Consider the following 19,543-nt stretch of genomic DNA (forward strand, 5'->3'; position numbering starts at 1 on the left):
TGATGGCCACCGACGACCCGGCGTCCACGACCGATCGGGCCGACCGGACAGGGGCACCGGACTCGATGGGAGTACCGGATTCGAACCAGTCCGACTCGGCGGCGGACCGGGATGCCGATTCGGCGGCAGGCCGAGGAGCCGATTCGTCAGCGGACCGGGAGGCCGATCCCGCGGCGGATTCACGAGCGAACTACGACTACGTCGGCGGGACCGTCGACCGACCGGCTCTCGTCTCGGACCTGGACGCGCGAATCGACGGCGAGGTGCGATTCGACGAGTACACCCGCCAGCTGTACGCGACCGACGCGAGCGCGTACGAGCGGACGCCCGTCGGCGTCGTGCTGCCGCGGTCGACGGCGGACGTCTCGAGCGTCGTGAGCTACTGTGCCGACAACGGCATCCCCGTCTTGCCCCGCGGCGCCGGCACGAGCCTCGCCGGCCAGGCGGTCAACGAGGCCGTCGTTCTCGACTTCACGGCGCACATGGACGCAGTCGGCACTATCGATCCCGACGAACGACGGGCGACCGTGCAGGCGGGAACTGTTCTCGCCGACCTGAACGCGGCTCTCGAGACCCACGACCTAAAGTTCGCACCCGACCCCGCCGCCGGCAACCGCAGCACGGTTGGCGGCGCCATCGGGAACAACTCGACGGGCGCCCACTCGCTGCAGTACGGCAAGACCGACGCCTACGTCGAGGAGATGGAGGTCGTCCTCGCCGACGGCTCCGTCGAGCGCTTCGGCGAGGTGACGGTCGCCGACCTCCGAAACGCTGCGGTCCCGGACGGCGACCTGCTCGAGCGCATCTACGAGGCATTGCGCCGCGTGATCGACGAGGAAGCGGGCGCGATTGGCGAGACTTTCCCGCAACTGAAGCGCAACGTCTCGGGGTACAATCTGGACCGGCTGGTCGCGGAGGCATTCGGACGGCCCGACGCGTTCGACGAGCGGGGCGACGGCTCGCTCGCGCTCGACGGCGAACCCGACCCCGACGCGACGGTCAACCTCGCCCGGGTACTCGCCGGCAGCGAAGGGACCCTCGGCGTTGTGACGGAAGCGACGGTCTCGCTCGAGCCCGTGCCCGAAACCACGTCCGTGGCGCTGTTGACCTACCACGACCTGCTCGAGGCGATGGCCGACGTCGATACGATCGTCCGCACCCACGACCCGGCGGCGATCGAGGCGATCGACGACGTGCTGATCGACCTCGCCGAGCGAACCGAGGAGTTCGCGGCCGTCGCCGAACGACTCCCCGCGGGCACCGAGACCGCCTTGCTCGTCGAGTTCTACGCCGAAGACGACGATCACGGCCGCGAACAGGTCGCGGAGCTACTGGCCGACCGGCTGCCGGACACCGACGTCCCGGATCCGGGGGCCGACGAAGCGGATTCGAAAGACGAGGACACCGCGGCCGACCCGGAACGCGATCCCGTCCGGGCCTTCGACGCCATCGAAGCTCACGACCCACAGGGTATCGCCGAACTCTGGAAGCTCCGCAAGAGCGCGGCCCCGATCCTTCTCTCGCGAACGTCCGACGCGAAGCACATCTCGTTCATCGAGGATACGGCCGTCCCGACCGAGCACCTGGCGGACTACGTCGCGGACTTCCAGGACGTCCTCGAGGAGTACGACACGTTCGCCAGTTTCTATGCCCATGCGGGGCCGGGCTGTATGCACATGCGCCCGCTCGTCGACACCAAGAGCCCGGCTGGACTCGAGGCGTTCGAGTCACTCGCCGACGACGTCACCGACCTCGTCGTCGAGTACGGCGGCTCGGTGTCGGGCGAGCACGGCGATGGTCGCGCCCGCACGCAGTGGAATCACAAGCTCTACGGCGACGACGTGTGGGACCTCTTTCGTGACCTGAAGACGGCCTTCGACCCCAACTGGCTGCTCAACCCCGGGACCGTCTGTGGCGACCACGACATGACCGAGCACCTCCGGTTCGACCCCGACTACGCGTTCGACCCGGGGCTCGAGCCGGCTCTGAACTGGGACGTCGAGAACGGGTTCAAGGGGATGGTCGACCTCTGTCACGGCTGTGCCGGCTGTCGGAGCGGTCAGGAGACGACCGGCGGCGTGATGTGTCCGACCTATCGCGCGGCCGAGGAAGAGAGCCTCAGCACCCGCGGCCGTGCGAACGCGCTCCGGGGGGCGATGAGTGGCGAACTCGACACCGACGCGACCGACGAGGAGTTCCTGGCCGAGATCGTGGACCTCTGTATCGGCTGCAAGGGCTGTAAGCGCGACTGCCCGAGCGAGGTGGACGTGGCGAAGCTCAAAGCCGAGGTGGAACACGCCGCCCACCAGCGAAACGGAGCGTCCCTCCGGGATCGTCTCTTCGCGAACGTCGACCGGCTCAACGCCATCGGCTCCGCGCTCGCGCCGCTGTCGAACTGGGCCGCGTCGCTACCGGGATCGGGGACGGTCGCCGAGAAAACAGTCGGAATCGCCCGCGAGCGCGACCTTCCGACGTTCGCGAGCCGGAGCTTCGAGGACTGGTTCGACGCGCGCGGCTCCCGGGTCCCGCTCCAGGCGGCGGACCGGAAGGTGCTCCTCTTCCCGGATACGTACACGAACTACAACCATCCGAGGGCCGGCAAGGCGGCGGTGCAGGTCCTCGAGACGGCCGGCGTTCACGTTCGACTTCCCGATGGCGTGACCTCGACCGGACGTCCGGCCCACTCGAAGGGCTTCCTCGACCTCTCCCGCGAACGCGCCCGGACTAACGTCGACGCGCTGACGCCGTTCCTCGAGGACGGGTGGGAGGTCGTCCTGGTCGAGCCCTCCGACGCGGTCATGCTCCAGTCGGATTACCTGGACCTGCTGTCGGGACCCGACGTGGAACGCCTCGCAAGGAACACCTACGGCGTCTGTGAGTACCTCGATCGGTTCGACCTGGCTGACGAGCTACCGACCACCGGCTCGGGCCGTCTCGAGGAGCGCCTGACCTACCACGGCCACTGTCACCAGAAGGCGACGAAGAAGGACGGTCACGCCGCAGCCGTCCTCGAGACCGTCGGCTACGCGGTCGACGCGCTCGATTCGGGCTGTTGTGGTATGGCCGGTTCCTTCGGCTACGAAGCCGAACACTACTCGCTCAGCCGGGCCATCGGCGAGATTCTGCTCAACCAGGTCGACTCGAGCGACGGGGATCGGGTCGTGGCGCCGGGTGCGTCCTGTCGGACGCAGCTCTCCGCCCACGACGGCTGCGACGAGCCGCCCCACCCGATCGAAATGGTGGCGGCGGCGCTTGCGGAGCGGTCGTGAGGTCAGTCGTCGGTCTTCGATTTTTGGCCACGAGCGGATGAGACCCTCGCTCGAGCGGTCACTGGTGGCCGACATCGTCAAACTCCACAATCGGGACGGTCGCACCACCGTTCTCGAGAACGTCGGTCGAGTCCGTGACGGCTACACCCCGAGTTCCGCACGTCGTTCTAGGAAAAGCCAGTCGCCGATGAACGGAAAAATACGTGGGATAGGAAGCATACAAGCATACACCCCGTATTGATAATACGTCAGATACGCTTTTACCGATATGGCTCGTTTGTTCGTATATGTCGATCGATATCGACGAGTTCGAGGACCGCTCGTCCGCGGAACTCGAGGAGCCGAGTAACGCCGAACGAGTGCTCCGGTTCCTCTTTGAAAACAGCGACAAGGCGTGGAAGGCGTCGACGATCGCTGAACGAGCGGACGTCAACGAAAACTCGATCTCGGCGGTCCTCAACCGACTGAAGGAACGGGACCTCGTCCGGCACAAGGGGTCGTACTGGGCCATTACGGACGACACGGAACGGCTTCGTCGTGCCCACCAGTTCCATCGGACAGTTCAGCGGTTCGACGAACTCTACGGCGAAGAGGATCGCGACGAGTGGATCGAAGCGAGTGACCGAGCGAGCGAATGACGTACGATCGAGGAACGATCGTCATCGCGGAGGATCCGTTCAAGGGCGAGGACGCCAGCCGACCGTGGCTGCTCATTGGCACGGACGAGACGCCGTTTTACAGGCGGTATAGGAGAATGCCCCGGGGCTTGACCCCGGGGTTGAATCCGATAGGCAGAGATACAAACCATTAAGTAAACACATCGCTAATCAAGAGACAGCGATGGAATACGGTCACCGCTACCCTGCATACCCGACACAAGAGGTAGCTGGTGAACTGGAACGTCACATCGATGTTCATCGCCAAGCGTACAACTACACCCTATACGAGTACACTCACGTTGACGCCGACAACATCGGCTCCGCGTACAAACACCACTACCGACTTCCCGGCTGGAAAGACGAGTTCCCCGTCTTCTCAGAGGTCAACTCGAAGGCTCTGCAACGAACCGTCACACGGTTCTACGACAACCTCTCGAACCTCTCTAAGAAGAAACAAAACGGGAACAAAGTGGGGATGCTCAAGTGGAAGTCACCACGGGCGTTCCAGAGTATGACGTATTCGCAGTCCGGCTTCGAACTCAAAAACACGAGTGGCCGACACGCGACACTCTGGCTCTCCAAAATCGGTGACATCAAACTCCGCTACCACCGTGAAATCCCAGATAAAGCGTCCATCAAAGAAGTCACGGTCAAAAAAGAGACGACCGGTGACTGGTTCGTCTCGTTCGGCCTCGAAACCGACGACGCTGACTTGCCCGAGAAACCCGCGCTAGACAAGTTGGATTCAAGCAACAGCGTGGGTATCGACCTCGGTATCCTGAACTACATGCTCTGTAGGATCACTAGACTGCGGCGACTTTGGAGCAATTGGGGCTGGTTAATCGCGATAGGATCTGACCGAATATTTTCCGGATAATGATAACTGGATGGACATATTCTTGCAGAATCAAGAGACTGCGGTGAATTCCAGATACTAGCCAAGTGGGTGACTGTTATCCGATGATATTAGGCTGATCTCAGCGTCGTCTAGCGATCCTACAGAGCAGAACTACATCCATACGTCTGACGGCAAGACAGTGGATTGGCTCGACCTCGAAGACGAGTACGAGCGGCTCCGACGCGAACAGCGCAAACTCTCGCGGAAAGAGCAGGGCTCAAACAACTACGAGAAACAACGCAAGCAGGTCGCCAAGGTCAAGCGACACATTCGTCGGAAGGTGCTGGACTACCAGCACAAACTCACGACGTGGCTCGTCCTCAAGTACGACGCTGTATTCGTCGAGGACTTGAACGTGAAGGGGATGCTTGAGCAGTCGCATAACGCCCGCAACAAGCAGGACGCGGCGTGGCGACAACTCATCACCCTCCTCGAATACAAGGCCGACCTGTACGGTTGTCACGTCGTTCAGGTCGAAGCGCGAGGCACCACTAAAGAATGTGCATCGTGTGGTGTGGAGACGGCGAAGCCCATCTGGGTACGGGAACACTCCTGTCCGTCGTGCGGATTCGAGACGGACAGGGACGCGAACGCGGCGATGAACGTCCTTCAACGCGGCTTTTCTGAATTAGGGCTGGGATGGCCCGAAAATACGCCCGTGGAGACTGTGCTCCCTACGGACACACCTGACTTTCAGCGTGTGTCTGCAAAGCACGTCGTGGAAACGGGAAGCCTCGGGGCTTGACCCCGAGGCGATTCACGGCGACCAGTGTATCGCAGTCACGCTCTCGACGAAAACGTGGTACGACGAGCGCGTCCAGATTGCCGACGGCGATATCATCGATGGTGGCCTCCCGAAAGATAGTTCGATCCTCCCGTGGGCGGTCGCATCGATCGACGTGACTCGAATCGACCGTGAGCTCGGGACGCTCGACGAGAAACTCGTCGACGAGGTCGTCAGACAGCTCGGTTCGTACATCGGTCTCGAGCAGTGCTGACCACCGACTCCGATCGAATTTCCCGTCGCCGTGGGAGGGGGGGGGGGGGAGGTGGTGTCTGCCGAGCAACGTGGTGTCCAAATACGGAGACGAGGCGAACGTCAGTGACGTCGATCCGTTCCGGACCGTCGAGAGACTGATCAGCCGATAGCCACGGGAGACTCACGGCCAGAGTCCGTGAGGCGCCTTCTCCGTCGCGATCCCTATCGGCCGTTCCTCGTCCGGTACGAGTCCTCACCGTCGTCTCGAGAGCGACGTTCGCGGCTCGAATGTGCAACGGGTCGGAGTTCCGTCAGGCGGTAAACAACCGCCGCGGGAACTCAGCCAGCGTCTCCGCGCCAGTTCCCGTCACGTGGAACGTCTCGCTGATCTCCATCCCAATTTCCTCCGTCCAGATGCCGGGGATCATGTGGAACGTCATGTCCTCCTCGAGGACGGTCTCGTCGCCCGGGCGAATGCTCGCGGTGTGCTCGCCCCAGTCCGGCGGGTAGCCGAGTCCCATCGAGTACCCGATTCGGTCCTCCTTCTCGAGGCCGTACTGGGCGATCGTGTCGCGCCAGGCCTTCTCGACGGCCTCGCAGGTGACTCCCGGCTCGACGGCGTCGAGGGCCGCCTCGATCCCCTCGACCACGATGTCCGCCGTTCGCTCGAGTTCTTCGGGCGGGTCGCCGACGAACGTCGTCCGGGCCAGCGGCGAGTGATACCGGTGACGACACCCCGATAGCTCGATGATGACGGGATCGCCGTCCTCGAACGGGCGGTCGGTCCACGTGAGGTGGGGCGTGTCGGTGTGATCGCCCGAGGGCATCAGCGGGACGATCGCCGGGTAGTCGCCGCCATACGTGCCGGTGCCGGTGATCAGCGCATCGTAGATCGCGGCCGCGGCCTCGTACTCGGGGACGCCTTCCGCGATCGCGTCGAGGCCTGCCTGCATCGCGTTCTCCGAGATGCGAGCGGCCTGGCGCATGTACTCGAGTTCCTGTTCGGACTTTTTGATCCGAACCCAGCCGACCAGCAGCGTCGCGTCCTCGAACGTCGCCTCCGGGAGGTTCCCCTGTAACCGGGTGTACGACTTCGCGGTGAAGTAGGATGCGTCCATCTCGAGGCCGATTCGGCCGTCAGCGACCTCGAGGTCCTCGAGGACGCCCGCGACGTAGTCCATCGGGTGGAGGTCGTACGGCGAGTGGACGTGGTCGTCGCTGTACGCCCGGATGCTCTCCTCGGAGAGGGCGGTCGTCGCCCGGGCGCCGTTGGCGTCCATCTCGCGGCCGACCCAGACCGGTTCGTCGCGGTCAGCCGTGAGGACGACGGCCTGGTGGACGTAAAACGACCAGCCGTCGTAGCCGGTGAGGTAGTTCATGTTGGCCGGATCGGTGACGACGATGGCGTCGAGTTCCTCCTCGCGCAACCGTGCTTTCGCTCGCTCGACCCGACGTTCGTACTCGCGTTCGTCGAAGACATCTCGAGACATGGTAGCAGGCCCTACGGTGGTGGTCCACCAGGAATACTAAAAGTTTTTCGTGTATAATAGATACAGATACTGTTTACCTCTGCGCCCGGTCGTCTCTGCTGTCGAGTCAGGTCAATCGCTCATACCTACCCTTTACCCGTTTCGCGCCCTACGTCAACCTAGATGACAGCCGCGTTCGAACTGGTCGACCTCGAGGAAGCGGACACCCCCGGTGACGAGTGGGAGGAAATCGACGTCACCGACACGGAAGCCGACCGCATCGCCCGCAAGCGCGACCGCGAGTTCGAACAGTTCGAGGAACGCATCAAAGACGCCGACCAGTTCAAGGTCGAACAGTCGGTGTTCGACGACGCCACCTTCGCCGCGCTGTACAAACTCGTTCAGGACGGCCACGTCGAGGCCTTCGGCGGCCCCATCTCGACCGGCAAGGAGGCCAACGTCTACCACGCCCTCGGTGACGACCGGGAGGTCGCCGTGAAGATCTATCGGATCAACGCCTCGAACTTCCGCCAGATGCGCGACTACCTCGAGGGCGACCCCCGATTCGAGGGACTGGGCGGCAAGAAGAAAGATGTCGTCCTCGCCTGGGTCCGCAAAGAACTGGCCAACCTCGAGCGCGCCCGCGCCGCCGGCGTTCGCGTCCCGGAGCCAATCGCGGCCGAACGAAACGTCCTCGTGATGGAGTATCTCGGGAACGACGCGGACGGTCGGGCAAAGCGCCTCGGCGAAGTCCACGTCGAGAATCCGCGGACAGCCTACGAGGTGATCCGGGAGTACATGCGTCGACTCTACTCGGCCGGCCTGATCCACGGCGACCTGAGCGAGTACAACGTCATCGTCCACGAGAATCAGCTCATCGTCATCGACCTCGGGCAAGCCGTCACCGTCCACCACCCCAACAGTCGCGGCTTCCTCGAGCGAGACTGCCACAACGTCGCCTCCTTCTTCCGGCGACAGGGCCTCGAGGTGACCGACGACGAGGTTCTCGAGTTCGTCACCCAGCCCGAACCGGATCCGTCTCGAGCCTGACACGGTGGAAATTAGGTGTTATATTCAAACGTATTTCAATATTTATAGATAAAAATGAAGGTAGAATTCTAATAGTATAGTTTAAATACTATCAATGTCCCAACGAATGTATGGTGGAACAAGGTGCACATCAGGACCGGTGTCCCGAGTGCGAGGGGACCATCCAATCGACGGGGACGGAACAGATCTGTAGCCAGTGTGGACTCGTCTGTCGAGAACACGCGATCGATCCTGGCCCGGAGTGGCGATCCTACGGCGACCAGGACCAGTCTCGGCGCCGAACCGGCGCGCCGCTCACGCGGTCGCGACACGACCGCGGTCTCTCGACCGAAATCGGCTACGGTTCGGGCACGCGTCTCACCGGCCGAAAACGTCGTCAGTTCGCCAGACTCAGGCGCGAACACAACCGCGCTCGCATCGCGACCAAAGCGGATCGAAACCGCGTCTACGGATTTACCTGAATTGAGGCGCTAAGTCCCTCAACAAACGAGCGGAGCGAGCGAGTAGGGAGGGATATAGCGCCGCACGGTTCTCAAACATGTTCGATGCTTGGCCCACCGCCATCTTTATGTTGAAACATAGTGTAAACGCAGATGATGGATAGACACGAAATCGAAGGCCACGAAGTCATCGACGGGACGGCCAAAGCCACCGGGAACGGTGCTCACGTCCTCGTCCCGAAGAACTGGCGTGGTGCGGACGTGAAAGTCGTCCGAATCACCGAACCCACCGACGAGTAGCACCACTTGATGAACTACAACTACAGGTATCGACTCCGACCGTCCGACGCCCTCAAAGAACAGTTAGCGTGGACTGTCGATACCTGTATGCAGGTCTACAACCACTTCCTCCACCGACTCAATCGCACCGATGACACGTCTGCGTACTCCGAGCAGAAACTCCTGCCGAGCCTCAAGAAGTGGTGGAACGACCTGAAAGACGTTCACTCGAAAGTCCTACAGAAAGTCGTTCAGCGGTTGTACGACAACCTCTCGACGCTCAAAGGCCGCAAAGAGAACGGCTACCACGTCGGCCAACTCAAGTGGAAGGCACCAGACGAGTACCGCAGTTTCACCTACAGTCAATCCGGCTTCAAGCTCAAGAACACGAGCGGCCGGACAAAACTGTGGCTCTCGAAACTCGGAGAAATCTCTATCATCTTCCACCGCAACTTGCCCGGTAACGCCGAAATCAAGACCGTGACGGTCAAGCAGGAACCCACCGGCGAGTGGTACGCAATCCTCGGCGTCGAAACGCCCGACGACCCGCCGGAGAATTCGGAGAATCCTGAGAAGTGCGTCGGCGTCGACGTGGGGATTCTCAAGTATGCCCACGACACCGATGGAACCGCCGTCGAATCGGTCGACCTGTCCGACGAACGCGAGCGGTTGGAACGCGCACAGCGCGACCTCTCGCGGAAGGAACACGGATCTGCGAATTGGGAGGAACAGCGCCGCGTCGTGGCCGAGCGTCACGCCGAGTTGAAGAACAAGCGCCGTGACTTTCTCCACAAGTTGTCGAACTACTACGCCCGCGAGTACGACCTCGTGGCGGTTGAGGACTTGGACTTGAAGGGCTTGGTCGAACTACCGAGCAACTCGCGCAACCGAGCAGGAGCGGCGTGGGGGACGTTCCTCCGGATGCTCAAATATAAGTGCGAGCGCGAAGGGACGTACTTCGTCGCCGTGAATCCGCGCGGAACGACGAAAGAGTGTGCGTCTTGCGGCGTTTCGACGGACAAGCCGTTGTGGGTCCGCGAACACTCCTGTCCGGCGTGTGGGTTCGAGGCGGATAGAGATGCGAACGCGGCGTGGAACATTCTTTCTCGCGGTATCAAAAGGCGGTTAGGAGCGGGACGCTCCGAATCAACGCCTGTGGAGACTGCACTCCCTGTGGATACTTCGGTATCTGCAAAGCGTGTCGTTGAAACAGGAAGCCCCACCCTTAAGCGCGAGCCGTCAATCGAGCGGTAGGGTGGGGTAGTTCACCGAGATCCGTCGCATTTGAAGTCGCCTCTCGCTACCCGTATCCGTCCGCGAACAGGCGTGTACCCTCTTCAAATCGGCCCAGTCGGAGAACCTGTTCCAGGGTCGGTCGCTCGAGGGCTTCGCCGCGGCCTCGGTCTACGCGACGTGTCGAACGCGGTCGATCGCCCGAACCGTCGACGAAATCGTCGCCGTCTCCCGTGCCAGCGAAAACGAACTCAAGGCCGCCTACGACGCCCTCAACCGCGAACTCGGCCTGCCGACCGGTCCGATCGACCCGTCCCAGTATCTGCCGCGGTTCGCGTCGAAACTCGATCTCGACGCCGACGTCGAGCGGTACGCCCAGGAACGCGTCGACGCCCTCCTCGAACGGGGTCTGATCGGTGGCCGAAATCCAGGCGGCGTCGCCGCTGTCTGTCTGTATCACGCCTCGCTCGTGCTCGACTGCGAGGCCATCACCCAGCGGGCCGCCGCCGACGTCGCCGACGTCTCGCCGGTCACGATCCGATCGGCGGTCGAACTGGTCGATCAGGTGGAGTGAGAACTCGAGGCGATCCACTTTTTTGGCGACGCCCGAACGCGAGTGCAAGCGACGCCTACGTCGTCCGCAAATTGTTCGTACTCGGCTCGTAGACCTCGCCTTTCTGCTTGAGCTTCTCGATTTCGTGTTCGGCTTTCGACTGATCCATGCCAATCTCGTTCGCTCGCTCGAGGACGACGTCGATCGGCGCGCCCTCGTCGTACTCCTCCTCGACGTCGCTGATCAGTTGCTTGATGTTCTTGATCCGGTCGCGCTGGGACTTCGAGGTCCCCGCCTCGACGATGTCCGCGTCGAACTCGCCGGTCTCGGGATCGACCCCGATGTCCTGCAGACACGAGCGAACGATCTCGATCACGCGCGTGGCGTCTTCCTCCTCGACCGTGTCGGAGAGGCGGATCCGCGCGCTGGCTTCCGACAGTCGGACCAGCCCCTCGAGCTTTCGGGCCGTCACCGGCACCGCGGCGTCCTCGTCGGTCCCCTTCGAGCGGAGGTCGACGTAGAAGTCCCTGATGGCTTCTCGGGCCTCCTGAGTCATCCGCGGGTGGCAGTTCTGCTTGGCGTACGCAATGTACTTGCGCAACAGGTCGGCGTCGATCACCGGGTCGACCTCCTCGGTCATCGACTCGATCTCCTCGGTGGAGACGTCGAGCTGGGGCATCTCCCGTTGCTGGGTCGTCAACTCGCCGGCGTAGTTCGTCGTCAGAATGTGTTCTGCCAGATTGCGGTCTTTCTCCTCGTCGGGCTGGTCCGTGACGGTGAAGATCAGGTCGAACCGCGAGATGAGCGCCGGCTCGAGGTCGATCTGCTCACTGATAGGTTCGTAGTGGTCGAAGCGGCCGTACTTGGGGTTGGCCGCCCCGAGCAGCGAACAGCGGGACTTGAGGGTGGCGTTGATGCCCGCCTTCGAGACCGAGATCCGCTGTTGCTCGAGGGCTTCGTGCATGGCGCTGCGATCTTCCGGTCGCATTTTATCTAGCTCGTCGACCGCCGCGATTCCCTGGTCGGCGAGGACGAGGGCGCCGGCCTCGAGGGTCCACTGCTGGCCGTCGCCGAAGTCGTCTCTCACAGCTGCAGCGGTGAGGCCGGCCGAGGACGACCCCTTGCCAGAGGTGTAGACAGAACGGGGTGCGATGTTCTGGATGTACCCCAACATTTGAGAGTTGTGGGAGATGACCCCGTTTGAAATGTAGTTGTGCGTGCCTTCGATTTCGAGATCATAGACCCAGTCCTCGTCGGGTTCAACCGCTTCGATAATCTCTATACGGTCCCAGCAAACGTCCCCTTCGATGAAGTGTTGAAGCCGTTGTACGGCAGTTTCGAGTGACCCTCCATCTGCGGATAGTGGGCTATCTACCTTCGATTTCTCAGACGAAAGTGACCGTTCGAACCTGGATACCACTTTTTTTAGACTCTCTCTACTAGGGTTACGAGAACCCCGTTCGTAATGCTGATACGTACTCCGAGGAATTCCGCATTCAGCCTGTGTGAGGCCTAGCGACTCTCTGATACGCCGTAATTCTGTTCCAATTTTGGGAACTATGTCGGTATTCGTGTTCCCGGCCGTTCCAGTGTAACCGTCCGCAGCACTTTGCTTCCGATCCGTGACAAACCCGACTTTGGATACGTACGCTCCGAACTCTTTGCCGCTAATTCGGAGTCGATGACTTCCATTGTGTCGCTCGTGCAGTTGAGAGCGAATTCCGAGGGATAGCAGAATCGATCTGACGCCTTCGAGCAATTCTTCGCTCATCGACGCTACTGTGAGTTCGCGCTGAGTTTTGGAGACGTGCCCTTCTCCCTCAATCAGTCCTTTAACGAATTCGGCTTGGATTCTTGTCGAGGTGCGTAAAAGTTGCGCCGGAACCCGTTGTTCGTGTGATGACTGCAGTAACCGTGAATCGAGTGACTGGAGGAAACTTACGAACTCGCCAGATGAACACAGTATCTCGCGAGCCTCTTTACCAGGATGCGCCTCCCGAACCGTTATATTCAAATTGAGATCCGAAAGAGCGCGCGTAGCATCTTTCAGGACTTCCCGATCATTGTTTGTAATCGAGACGAAACCTGTGTTATCAGGGCGTTTCTCGACGTACCCCTCTGCTACAATATACCCGATTAACCGGGCGAGAGAAGGGGTCCACTCGGTTGGTACGTCGAGGCGAACGGCATTTCTCGACTGGGACCGTCGGACATCTCCCTCGAGCGAGTCGTTTCCTTCCGTTGGGAGACGACGAGGAACGCTAATAAACGAACCTTCCTGTAGCTCACTCGCTCGTACTGGTGTGAAGTGACCGTCTTGCTGAACAAACAACGGATGCGACGGTGTTACTTCGATTTCGCGTCCGCTCGAGGTCCGAATTCGATACAACTGGTCGGGTGCTTCACGCTTCCAGACTTTGGTAGCTCGTTGATTCGATATGGTGCCGTCCTGTTGAAGGGAGGGGACCTCGAGGTCGACTTCGTCCCACCACCCGTCGTCGACGGGTTTCGGATTCTCGAGGTTCGACTCGACGAGTTCCCGAATAGGTACGCTGCGCCTGTCGCCGAGCGTCACTCGAGTATCACCTGAAACACACTTCCCTGTACCAGGATCTCCGATAAGTAGCATGTGCAGGTCCCCGCGAATCCTCGAGCCGTCGGGTAACTGCTTCGTCACGCCCGAGAACAGTTGGAGCATCATCGCGAGCTTCTCCTCTTCGTAGCCGTAGATGGCCGGCGCGATGGAGCCGACCATGTCCTCGTAGACGTCCTCGCGCTGGGAAATCTCGTAGATCTGTTTCTTGTCCTCGTCGGTGATGTCCATGTCCTCGAACTGCTCCTCGTCGACCTGGACGGACATTCCCTCCATGTAGAAGTCGAAGATGGGCGACTTCTCCTGCTGGTTGCCCTGTTGCTCGAGGCGCAGGACGCCCACTGCGGAGACGTGATCGCCGGGGGTGACCTCGCCGGTGATGTCGTCCTCGATGTTGACGTCGATGGCCTGGGGCGTCTCGCCGCCGCGCAGCCCCTCGGGGCTCTCCTGGATGCGCAGCTTCTGGGAGTCGACGAACTCGGACTGATCGAAGTTCACGCGGAAGGGTCCCTGTCGCTCACAGCCCTGGCACTCGTGGGGTTCCTGGAAGTCGCCCGTCGACTGGGGAATCCGCGAGAGGGTGCCACAGAGCTGGCACTCGAATGCGGCCTCCTCGATCTTCGGGCGGACGTCGGTGGCCTTCCGGACGATGCCGCGCACCTGGACGAGGGTGTTCATGTGGCGGGCACGAATCTCGCGGATCTCGGGGGACTCGGTGTCCGGGAGGGTGTGGATGCGGACGTGGGCCTGCCCGAGGCTGACGTCGATCGGCAGGTCGTAGAGTCGGAGGGCTTCCTCGGCGTAGCGCTGGAGCTGTTCTGGCTGGTTCAGGAAGTCGTCGGCAAGGTCCGGGTCGAATCGGTAGAGGTCCTGCCAGTCGACCGACAGCGAGCGCTGTTCGTTGGGATAGCGCTGGGCGAGCTGCTTGATCTCGTTGTCGTAGTAGTTACGGAAGAACTGCTCGAACGCGTCGACGAGTTCAGAGTTGCCCGCTTGCGCCATTGGAATCGTCTAGGGTCGGCATGAGGTATAAATGGTCGTATAGCTGTCTGAAAGTGGTCAGCCTGACTCTCTCGTTCCTCGAGCAATTCGACCACTCGAGACGTTCGAGACTCGTTGTTCGGAAATGGTATAGATGGTATAGCCAGGCACACTATCGTTCGTACGAGGTGACGGCTGCTGTCACTGCTGTCTCGCCGGCGGATCCCGGCTCGCGACCTTGCCGAACAGGACTCGGTTGTCCGCGACCGTGCGGTACCCCCACTCCCGCAGCCGACCGTGTCCGGGGAGTCGCCTGAACGCTCGAGCTACGAACCGATCGGGCGTCTCGAGGCGAGCCACGGCCTCCTCGAGGGCTTCGCCGCAGGAGTAGACCCGGTCCTGGGTGAGGAGGTGGGCGCAGGTTTCGAAGTCATCGGGCAGTCGGGCGAGTTGATCCGGCGAGAGTTCCTCGAAGCCGACGAGTTCGAACGCGCCGCGGGCGCCGGCGTACTCGGCACACCAGGTGCAGAAGCCACAGTCGTCGTCGTAGACGAGTCGCGGTGGCGGCGTCTCCGTCATGTCTCCATCGACGGTTGGGCGACCGAAAGGTCTGTCCCTCGAGGGGTCGCTGGCCGTCCTCGAGTGCCAGAGTGATGACGGCCAGAGATATCTGTGAATAGATATCACCGCCTACTGATCACTGCAGGCCGAACGAATTTCAGGGATTCGCATCGTATAGCGGACGTATGAACGCGCTGTCGTCGCGGCTGAGGCGGTGGTTCGTCAACGGGGTCGTGATCACGATCCCGATCATCGTCACGCTCATCGTCCTCCTCGTCGTCCTCGAGTTCGTCCTCGGGATCCTCACGCCAGTGATCACCGGCGTCGGCTATCTCTGGGACAACGAGCCGTCGACGGCAGTCATACAGGTGCTGACCATTCTCGCGTTGCTCGCATTCTTCCTCCTCGTTGGACTCGCCGCGGAGTACACCCCCGGTACGTACCTCTCTCACTGGTTCCACCGCACGTTCGAGACGATTCCCGGCATTGGAACGATCTACACGAGCGTTCGCCAGGCGAGCAACGTCCTGATCGACGACGAGGTCGACCAGTTCGAGGACGTGAAACTCGTCGAATTCCCGCATCGGGGCGCACACGTCCTCGGCTTTCTGACCGCCGACACCCCGACGGAAATCGAGGAGAGCGCGGATGCGGGGGACATGCAGACGGTCATGATCCCGCTCGGTCCGAATCCGATGACGAACGGGTTCATCGTCCACGTTCCCGACGACGCCGTCTCCGACGTCGACGTCAGCGTTGAGGAGGCCGTGCGGATGACTGCGACGCTCGGCGTCGCGTCTAACGGCGTGGACGAGGATCGCTGATTTGCTCGAGACTCTCGGAAACCGTCGTCCGCCGCTGTAAAAAGTGAGAACGTCTGCAACTACTCCTCGAGCAACCGTTCGACCATCTCGTCGGGGTCGAAGCGCTCGAGGTCCTCGTAGCCCTGGCCGACGCCCAGGAAGAGGATCGGCTTGCCGGTGACGTGGGCCACCGAGATGGCCGCTCCGCCGTTCGAGTCGGCGTCGGCTTTCGTGAGGATGGTGCCGTCGATTTCGGCGGCCGCGTTGAACTCCCGGGCGCGGTTGACGGCGTCCTGGCCGGCGACGGCCTCGTCGACGAACAGGATCATGTCGGGGTCGACGACCCGACCGATCTTCTCGAGCTGGTCCATCAGCCCCTCGTTGGTGTGGAGACGCCCGGCGGTGTCCCCGAGGACGACGTCGATGTCGTTGGCCTCGGCGTACTCGACGGCGTCGTAGAGCACGGCCGCGGGGTCGCCGCCCTGGTCGTGGGCGATGAGTTTGGTGTCCCGGGCTCTGGCGTGCTCGGCGATCTGTTCGTTCGCGCCGGCGCGGTAGGTGTCGCCGTTGGCTATCACCGTCGAGTAGCCCCGTTCCGCGAAGTAGCGGTCCAGCTTCGCGATGGAGGTCGTCTTGCCGACGCCGTTGACGCCCGTGAAGACGATGACGACCGGCTTGTCCTCGATGGCGATTCGCTCGTCGAAGTCGAACTGGCCGACGCTGATCACGTCGTAGATGGCGTCTTTGAGGGCCTCCTCGACGACCGCGCCCGTCGAGGTGGTGAACGTGCGCGTCTCGCCGACGAGCTCCTCGCGGATGTTGTCGACGATTTCGTCGACGACGCCCATCTCGACGTCGCTCGAGAGCAGAGCCAGTTCGAGTTCCTGGAGGGGCCCTTCGAGGTCCTCTTCCTCGATGACGAACTTTCCGCGGACGAGGGATTTGGCCTTGCGGCCGAAGCCGATGCCGCCGGTTTCGTTTGCGTCGGTGTCAGCTTCGGCTTTAGCTTCGGATTCGGTTCCGGCTTCGTCCTCTTCGAACTCGAGGCCTCCCTCGTCTTCGTCTTCATCTCCGTCTCCCTCTTCGCTCACCAAACCCCCTCCGACGACCTCCTCGTCGGTCGTGGCATCCTCCTCGAGCGCTCCGTCTTCGACGGGTGCGGCGTCGGTCTCTGCAACGGTGGCGTCGTCTCGAGGGTCGGCGCCAACGTCGGTCGTCTCCGCGACCTCGGGTTCGGATTCGGTACCTGCACCAGCAGCCGTTTCGTCCTCGAAGTCGGACTCGACACCCGGGCGCGGGTCGGACGCGGTCGCTGGCGCCGTCGCTGCTGGTTCGTCCTCTACGTCCGATTCTACGGGTTCCGACTCAGGCGCGTCGACCGGCTCCTCGAGGTCGCCGCTCTCGAGGTCGTCCTCGTCGACGTCTTCGACGTTCGCCTCCGCGGCTTCTTCGGCGTCCTTGCGGAAACTGCCGAGTTTCTCCTTCAGGTTGTCGAACATGGGCGTCGCCTACGTTACTCGTCGAGACCCTGATCCGATCCCGGACCCTGGCCCTGACCCTGCATCTGCTGCATCTGTTGTTGCATCGCCTGCTGCTGGAGCTGCTGGGCCTGCTGTTCGAGCTGGCCGCTCTCGCTCTCGAGTTCCGTAATCTCCTCTTCGAGGTCGTCGATCCGGTCGCCGAGGCGGTCCTTCTTGTGCTCGAGCGTCTCGGCAGCGCCATCCTGATCCCGTTCGATGGCGTAGTCGGCACCGAGTTCGACGATGATCTCGTCGATGTCGTCGATCGTCGCCCGGACGTAGGCGCCGCCGCCCAGGGGAACCTGGACCGTCGAGCCGGTCTCGAGCTGTTCGATGGCGTCGGTCGCCTCGTCGACGGCGTCTTGCTCGTCGCGGACGCTCTCGACCTCGCTCCGGAGGACCTGGATCTGTTCTTCGATCTCCTGGAGCTGCTGGGAGAGTTCCTGGAGCTGCTGCTGACTGGCGCCCATCAGTGAGCCACCTCGGTTACGGCGGTGGTTCGCGCGTGTGTCGCCTCGCGGCTATCGATTGTTCGCATGACTACTGGTCCGTCAGGCAGTCGGAAGAATGTTCCCTTCCCTGCTGGCTCGATAGGGATCAGTGAAACCGGACTTCGAGACGGCAGGCGCGCTCGAGACCATCCTCACCGTAGGCTCAAGCGTTTTTGCCCCGGCGACCGTTCGGTCGAGTATGACTGAACTCGAGCCGGGAACCCTGCTCCCCTCGTCTCGAATGCGATCGCAGGCTTCCGACGGCGAAATCACCCAGATTCACCGCGGACGAGCCTACGCCGAAGTGGGCGATACGTTCGTCGTCGACGACGCGACGTTCGAGGTCGTCGACGTCACGGAACGAACCCTCGGGGATCTGACCGACGCTGACGCCAGAAAGGAGGGCCTCGAGGGCCTCGAGGACCTCGAGGCGTACCGCGACCTGCTCGAGCGTGCTCACGAGACCTTCGAGTGGGACGACGAGAGCGAGGTCGTTCGCCATCGGTTCGAGCGTCGAGAGTAGGTAAAAACAGTGAAGCGTGGCCGCCGCTCGAGGCCGTCTCACGACCGTCCGCAAAAACTGCTGGATCGCCCATCACGGGCAAGAAACGCGACTCGTCTGCCGTCAGTCGATGTACCCGAGCGCGTCCTCGATACGGCCCAGCTCCGGCCCCGTCGTATCTCTCCCGACGACGTACCCCTGGGCGTTGGCGAGCAGGCCCGAGCCGACCAGCGGCGCGCCGTAGTTGATCGTCCCCACGTCCGCACGGACGTCGAGGGCGTCCTCGAGGGCGTCTAATTCGCCATCAGTCGCCTTGGGATGACAGAGGACGCCGTCGTTCGTCGCCACGGCCGCGGTCCCGACCGTTCGGACGCCGGCGAGGTCGCCGCGCTCGACGGGCACCTCGAGGGCGTCGCCGACGACCTGGACGGCCTCCCGGGGGAGGTCGGGGTGGACGTACGCGCCGTAGTCGTTCGCGAGGACGACGTTGCCGGCGGCGTTGATCTGGCCGGGCAACTCGGTGACGGGCACGTCGAGGGTCTCCTCGAGGCGTTCGCGTTCGTACTCGAGGACGCGCGAACTGACGAGCAGGCCGTTCTCGTTACCCATCGCTAGCGCACCGACGGTCGAGGAGCCGCCGACCGTCGTCTGGACAGCCTCGACAGCGAGTTCCTCGGCGAGTGCTGCGACGAGGTCGTCGTCGGCGTCGGGGCGGACGAACAGGTGCGAGTCGGTCGCACGGGCGAAGACGCCGATGTACGACGACCCGCCGAACGCGGCGCGAAGCAAGTTACTCGGCGACCTCGGCCTCGACGATCGCCTCGCCGGCGTCCTCGAACCGGGCGGCGCGGACGCGGAGCTTCCGCGGCGGGTTCGCCCGACCGTTGGCCCAGACCTCCTCGTTGATCGAGGGGTCGAGGCGGATGGCGTCCTCGTCGACGGCGAAGTGCTTCGCCAGGTGTTCGCGGACGACCGACATCGCGTAGTTAGCGGCCTCGTGGTTGGGGCCTTTCTTCACGTCACGCAGCGGGATGGTGACGACGCGTTCGTCGAAATCACTTGCACTCATGGTTACTCGTCAGTGTCGTTTCGACGCCAGTTGCGTCGCTTGGGGTTTCGCTGCACGTCCATGTCGGTCTTGAGCATGACCCACGCGGGGACGCGGCTGTTCTGGTTCTCGAGTTTGGCAAGCCGCTTCTTCTTGCCCTTCGATTTTTTGCCCATAGTGGACGCAGGTAACCGACGCTGGCTTAAAATCTTGTC

Annotated in this window: 16 protein-coding genes and 4 pseudogenes; 12 read left to right on the forward strand and 8 right to left on the reverse strand. The window is 62.3% G+C overall.

Going from position 1 to position 19,543, the window contains the following annotated elements; all coding sequences use genetic code 11:
* Positions 1-2 precede the first annotated feature (2 nt).
* The 5 genes and pseudogenes from J1N60_RS04045 (at position 3) to J1N60_RS04065 (ending at position 5,824) form a co-directional block, all read left to right on the forward strand.
* Entirely contained in the window at positions 3-3,269 is a 3,267-nt protein-coding gene (locus J1N60_RS04045; protein ID WP_312910894.1) for an FAD-binding and (Fe-S)-binding domain-containing protein, read from the forward strand.
* A 287-nt stretch (positions 3,270-3,556) separates the two neighbouring features.
* Positions 3,557-3,907, forward strand: coding sequence for a MarR family transcriptional regulator (locus J1N60_RS04050; RefSeq protein ID WP_312910895.1), 351 nt, complete (start codon positions 3,557-3,559; stop codon positions 3,905-3,907).
* 202 nt (positions 3,908-4,109) lie between these two features.
* Positions 4,110-4,709 (forward strand): annotated as a pseudogene (locus J1N60_RS04055) (RNA-guided endonuclease InsQ/TnpB family protein); the annotation flags it as partial.
* Positions 4,710-4,935: 226 nt separating this feature from the next.
* A pseudogene (locus J1N60_RS04060) lies at positions 4,936-5,571 on the forward strand (RNA-guided endonuclease InsQ/TnpB family protein); the annotation flags it as partial.
* Entirely contained in the window at positions 5,525-5,824 is a 300-nt protein-coding gene (locus J1N60_RS04065) for a type II toxin-antitoxin system PemK/MazF family toxin (protein ID WP_312910897.1), read from the forward strand. The pseudogene J1N60_RS04060 and the gene J1N60_RS04065, both read left to right, overlap by 47 nt.
* Before the next feature lie 292 nt (positions 5,825-6,116).
* On the opposite strand, the gene J1N60_RS04070 is transcribed toward J1N60_RS04065, so the two are convergent.
* Positions 6,117-7,295 (reverse strand): M24 family metallopeptidase, encoded by a 1,179-nt coding sequence (locus J1N60_RS04070; protein WP_312910899.1) that lies wholly within the window; start codon positions 7,293-7,295, stop codon positions 6,117-6,119.
* A 162-nt stretch (positions 7,296-7,457) separates the two neighbouring features.
* Between J1N60_RS04070 and rio1 the strand changes: the two genes are divergently transcribed.
* The 5 genes and pseudogenes from rio1 to J1N60_RS04095 form a co-directional block, all read left to right on the forward strand.
* On the forward strand, positions 7,458-8,324 hold the full coding sequence (rio1, locus tag J1N60_RS04075; RefSeq protein WP_312910901.1) for a serine/threonine-protein kinase Rio1: 867 nt from the start codon (positions 7,458-7,460) through the stop codon (positions 8,322-8,324).
* Between the two features lie 110 nt (positions 8,325-8,434).
* Positions 8,435-8,779 (forward strand): annotated as a pseudogene (locus J1N60_RS04080) (TFIIB-type zinc ribbon-containing protein); the annotation flags it as partial.
* Positions 8,780-8,920: 141 nt separating this feature from the next.
* Positions 8,921-9,064, forward strand: coding sequence for a DUF2080 family transposase-associated protein (locus tag J1N60_RS04085; RefSeq protein WP_312912532.1), 144 nt, complete (start codon positions 8,921-8,923; stop codon positions 9,062-9,064).
* A 9-nt stretch (positions 9,065-9,073) separates the two neighbouring features.
* A complete protein-coding gene (locus J1N60_RS04090) occupies positions 9,074-10,297 on the forward strand; it encodes an RNA-guided endonuclease InsQ/TnpB family protein (RefSeq protein WP_312910903.1) in 1,224 nt (407 codons plus the stop codon).
* Positions 10,298-10,307: 10 nt separating this feature from the next.
* A pseudogene (locus J1N60_RS04095) lies at positions 10,308-10,850 on the forward strand (transcription initiation factor IIB); the annotation flags it as partial.
* Between the two features lie 55 nt (positions 10,851-10,905).
* On the opposite strand, the gene J1N60_RS04100 reads toward J1N60_RS04095, so the two are convergent.
* Both J1N60_RS04100 and J1N60_RS04105 read right to left on the reverse strand, forming a co-directional pair.
* A complete protein-coding gene (locus tag J1N60_RS04100; protein ID WP_312910905.1) occupies positions 10,906-14,424 on the reverse strand; it encodes an LAGLIDADG family homing endonuclease in 3,519 nt (1,172 codons plus the stop codon).
* Positions 14,425-14,604: 180 nt separating this feature from the next.
* Positions 14,605-14,982, reverse strand: a complete 378-nt coding sequence (locus tag J1N60_RS04105; protein ID WP_312910907.1) for a thiol-disulfide oxidoreductase DCC family protein — start codon at positions 14,980-14,982, stop codon at positions 14,605-14,607.
* A gap of 167 nt (positions 14,983-15,149) precedes the next feature.
* Between J1N60_RS04105 and J1N60_RS04110 the strand changes: the two genes are divergently transcribed.
* Positions 15,150-15,788 carry a DUF502 domain-containing protein gene (locus tag J1N60_RS04110; RefSeq protein ID WP_312910909.1) on the forward strand — a complete coding sequence of 213 codons (639 nt, stop codon included), beginning with the start codon at positions 15,150-15,152 and terminating at the stop codon, positions 15,786-15,788.
* Between the two features lie 59 nt (positions 15,789-15,847).
* On the opposite strand, the gene ftsY is transcribed toward J1N60_RS04110, so the two are convergent.
* Positions 15,848-17,266: a signal recognition particle-docking protein FtsY gene (gene ftsY, locus J1N60_RS04115; RefSeq protein ID WP_312910911.1), complete on the reverse strand. Its 1,419-nt coding sequence runs from the start codon at positions 17,264-17,266 to the stop codon at positions 15,848-15,850.
* Between the two features lie 14 nt (positions 17,267-17,280).
* Positions 17,281-17,757, reverse strand: a complete 477-nt coding sequence (pfdA, locus tag J1N60_RS04120) for a prefoldin subunit alpha (protein WP_312910913.1) — start codon at positions 17,755-17,757, stop codon at positions 17,281-17,283.
* 220 nt (positions 17,758-17,977) lie between these two features.
* On the opposite strand from pfdA, the gene J1N60_RS04125 reads away from it, so the two are divergent.
* Positions 17,978-18,301 carry an ASCH domain-containing protein gene (locus tag J1N60_RS04125; protein ID WP_312910915.1) on the forward strand — a complete coding sequence of 108 codons (324 nt, stop codon included), beginning with the start codon at positions 17,978-17,980 and terminating at the stop codon, positions 18,299-18,301.
* Between the two features lie 102 nt (positions 18,302-18,403).
* Here the strand turns inward: J1N60_RS04125 and J1N60_RS04130 are convergent, their stop codons facing one another.
* From J1N60_RS04130 to J1N60_RS04140, 3 genes are read right to left on the reverse strand one after another with little or no spacing between them, the layout of a single operon-like run.
* On the reverse strand, positions 18,404-19,069 hold the full coding sequence (locus tag J1N60_RS04130; RefSeq protein ID WP_312910917.1) for a translation initiation factor IF-6: 666 nt from the start codon (positions 19,067-19,069) through the stop codon (positions 18,404-18,406).
* Between the two features lies 1 nt (position 19,070).
* On the reverse strand, positions 19,071-19,349 hold the full coding sequence (locus J1N60_RS04135) for a 50S ribosomal protein L31e (RefSeq protein ID WP_312910919.1): 279 nt from the start codon (positions 19,347-19,349) through the stop codon (positions 19,071-19,073).
* 2 nt (positions 19,350-19,351) lie between these two features.
* A complete protein-coding gene (locus J1N60_RS04140) occupies positions 19,352-19,504 on the reverse strand; it encodes a 50S ribosomal protein L39e (RefSeq protein WP_253431754.1) in 153 nt (50 codons plus the stop codon).
* Positions 19,505-19,543: the final 39 nt, after the last annotated feature.

Origin of the sequence: Natronosalvus caseinilyticus, from assembly GCF_017357105.1 — an archaeon.
Classification (GTDB): domain Archaea; phylum Halobacteriota; class Halobacteria; order Halobacteriales; family Natrialbaceae; genus Natronosalvus; species Natronosalvus caseinilyticus.

Bases quoted from the DNA above. Each gene is read 5' to 3' on its own strand.
- J1N60_RS04070 (WP_312910899.1), bottom strand. From the start codon at position 7,295: ATGTCTCGAGATGTCTTCGACGAACGCGAGTACGAACGTCGGGTCGAG.
- J1N60_RS04050 (WP_312910895.1), top strand. From the start codon at position 3,557: ATGTCGATCGATATCGACGAGTTCGAGGACCGCTCGTCCGCGGAACTC.
- J1N60_RS04140 (WP_253431754.1), bottom strand. From the start codon at position 19,504: ATGGGCAAAAAATCGAAGGGCAAGAAGAAGCGGCTTGCCAAACTCGAG.
- J1N60_RS04100 (WP_312910905.1), bottom strand. From the start codon at position 14,424: ATGGCGCAAGCGGGCAACTCTGAACTCGTCGACGCGTTCGAGCAGTTC.
- J1N60_RS04105 (WP_312910907.1), bottom strand. From the start codon at position 14,982: ATGACGGAGACGCCGCCACCGCGACTCGTCTACGACGACGACTGTGGC.
- J1N60_RS04135 (WP_312910919.1), bottom strand. From the start codon at position 19,349: ATGAGTGCAAGTGATTTCGACGAACGCGTCGTCACCATCCCGCTGCGT.
- rio1 (WP_312910901.1), top strand. From the start codon at position 7,458: ATGACAGCCGCGTTCGAACTGGTCGACCTCGAGGAAGCGGACACCCCC.
- J1N60_RS04090 (WP_312910903.1), top strand. From the start codon at position 9,074: ATGAACTACAACTACAGGTATCGACTCCGACCGTCCGACGCCCTCAAA.
- pfdA (WP_312910913.1), bottom strand. From the start codon at position 17,757: ATGGGCGCCAGTCAGCAGCAGCTCCAGGAACTCTCCCAGCAGCTCCAG.
- ftsY (WP_312910911.1), bottom strand. From the start codon at position 17,266: ATGTTCGACAACCTGAAGGAGAAACTCGGCAGTTTCCGCAAGGACGCC.
- J1N60_RS04085 (WP_312912532.1), top strand. From the start codon at position 8,921: ATGGATAGACACGAAATCGAAGGCCACGAAGTCATCGACGGGACGGCC.
- J1N60_RS04110 (WP_312910909.1), top strand. From the start codon at position 15,150: ATGAACGCGCTGTCGTCGCGGCTGAGGCGGTGGTTCGTCAACGGGGTC.
- J1N60_RS04045 (WP_312910894.1), top strand. From the start codon at position 3: ATGGCCACCGACGACCCGGCGTCCACGACCGATCGGGCCGACCGGACA.
- J1N60_RS04125 (WP_312910915.1), top strand. From the start codon at position 17,978: ATGACTGAACTCGAGCCGGGAACCCTGCTCCCCTCGTCTCGAATGCGA.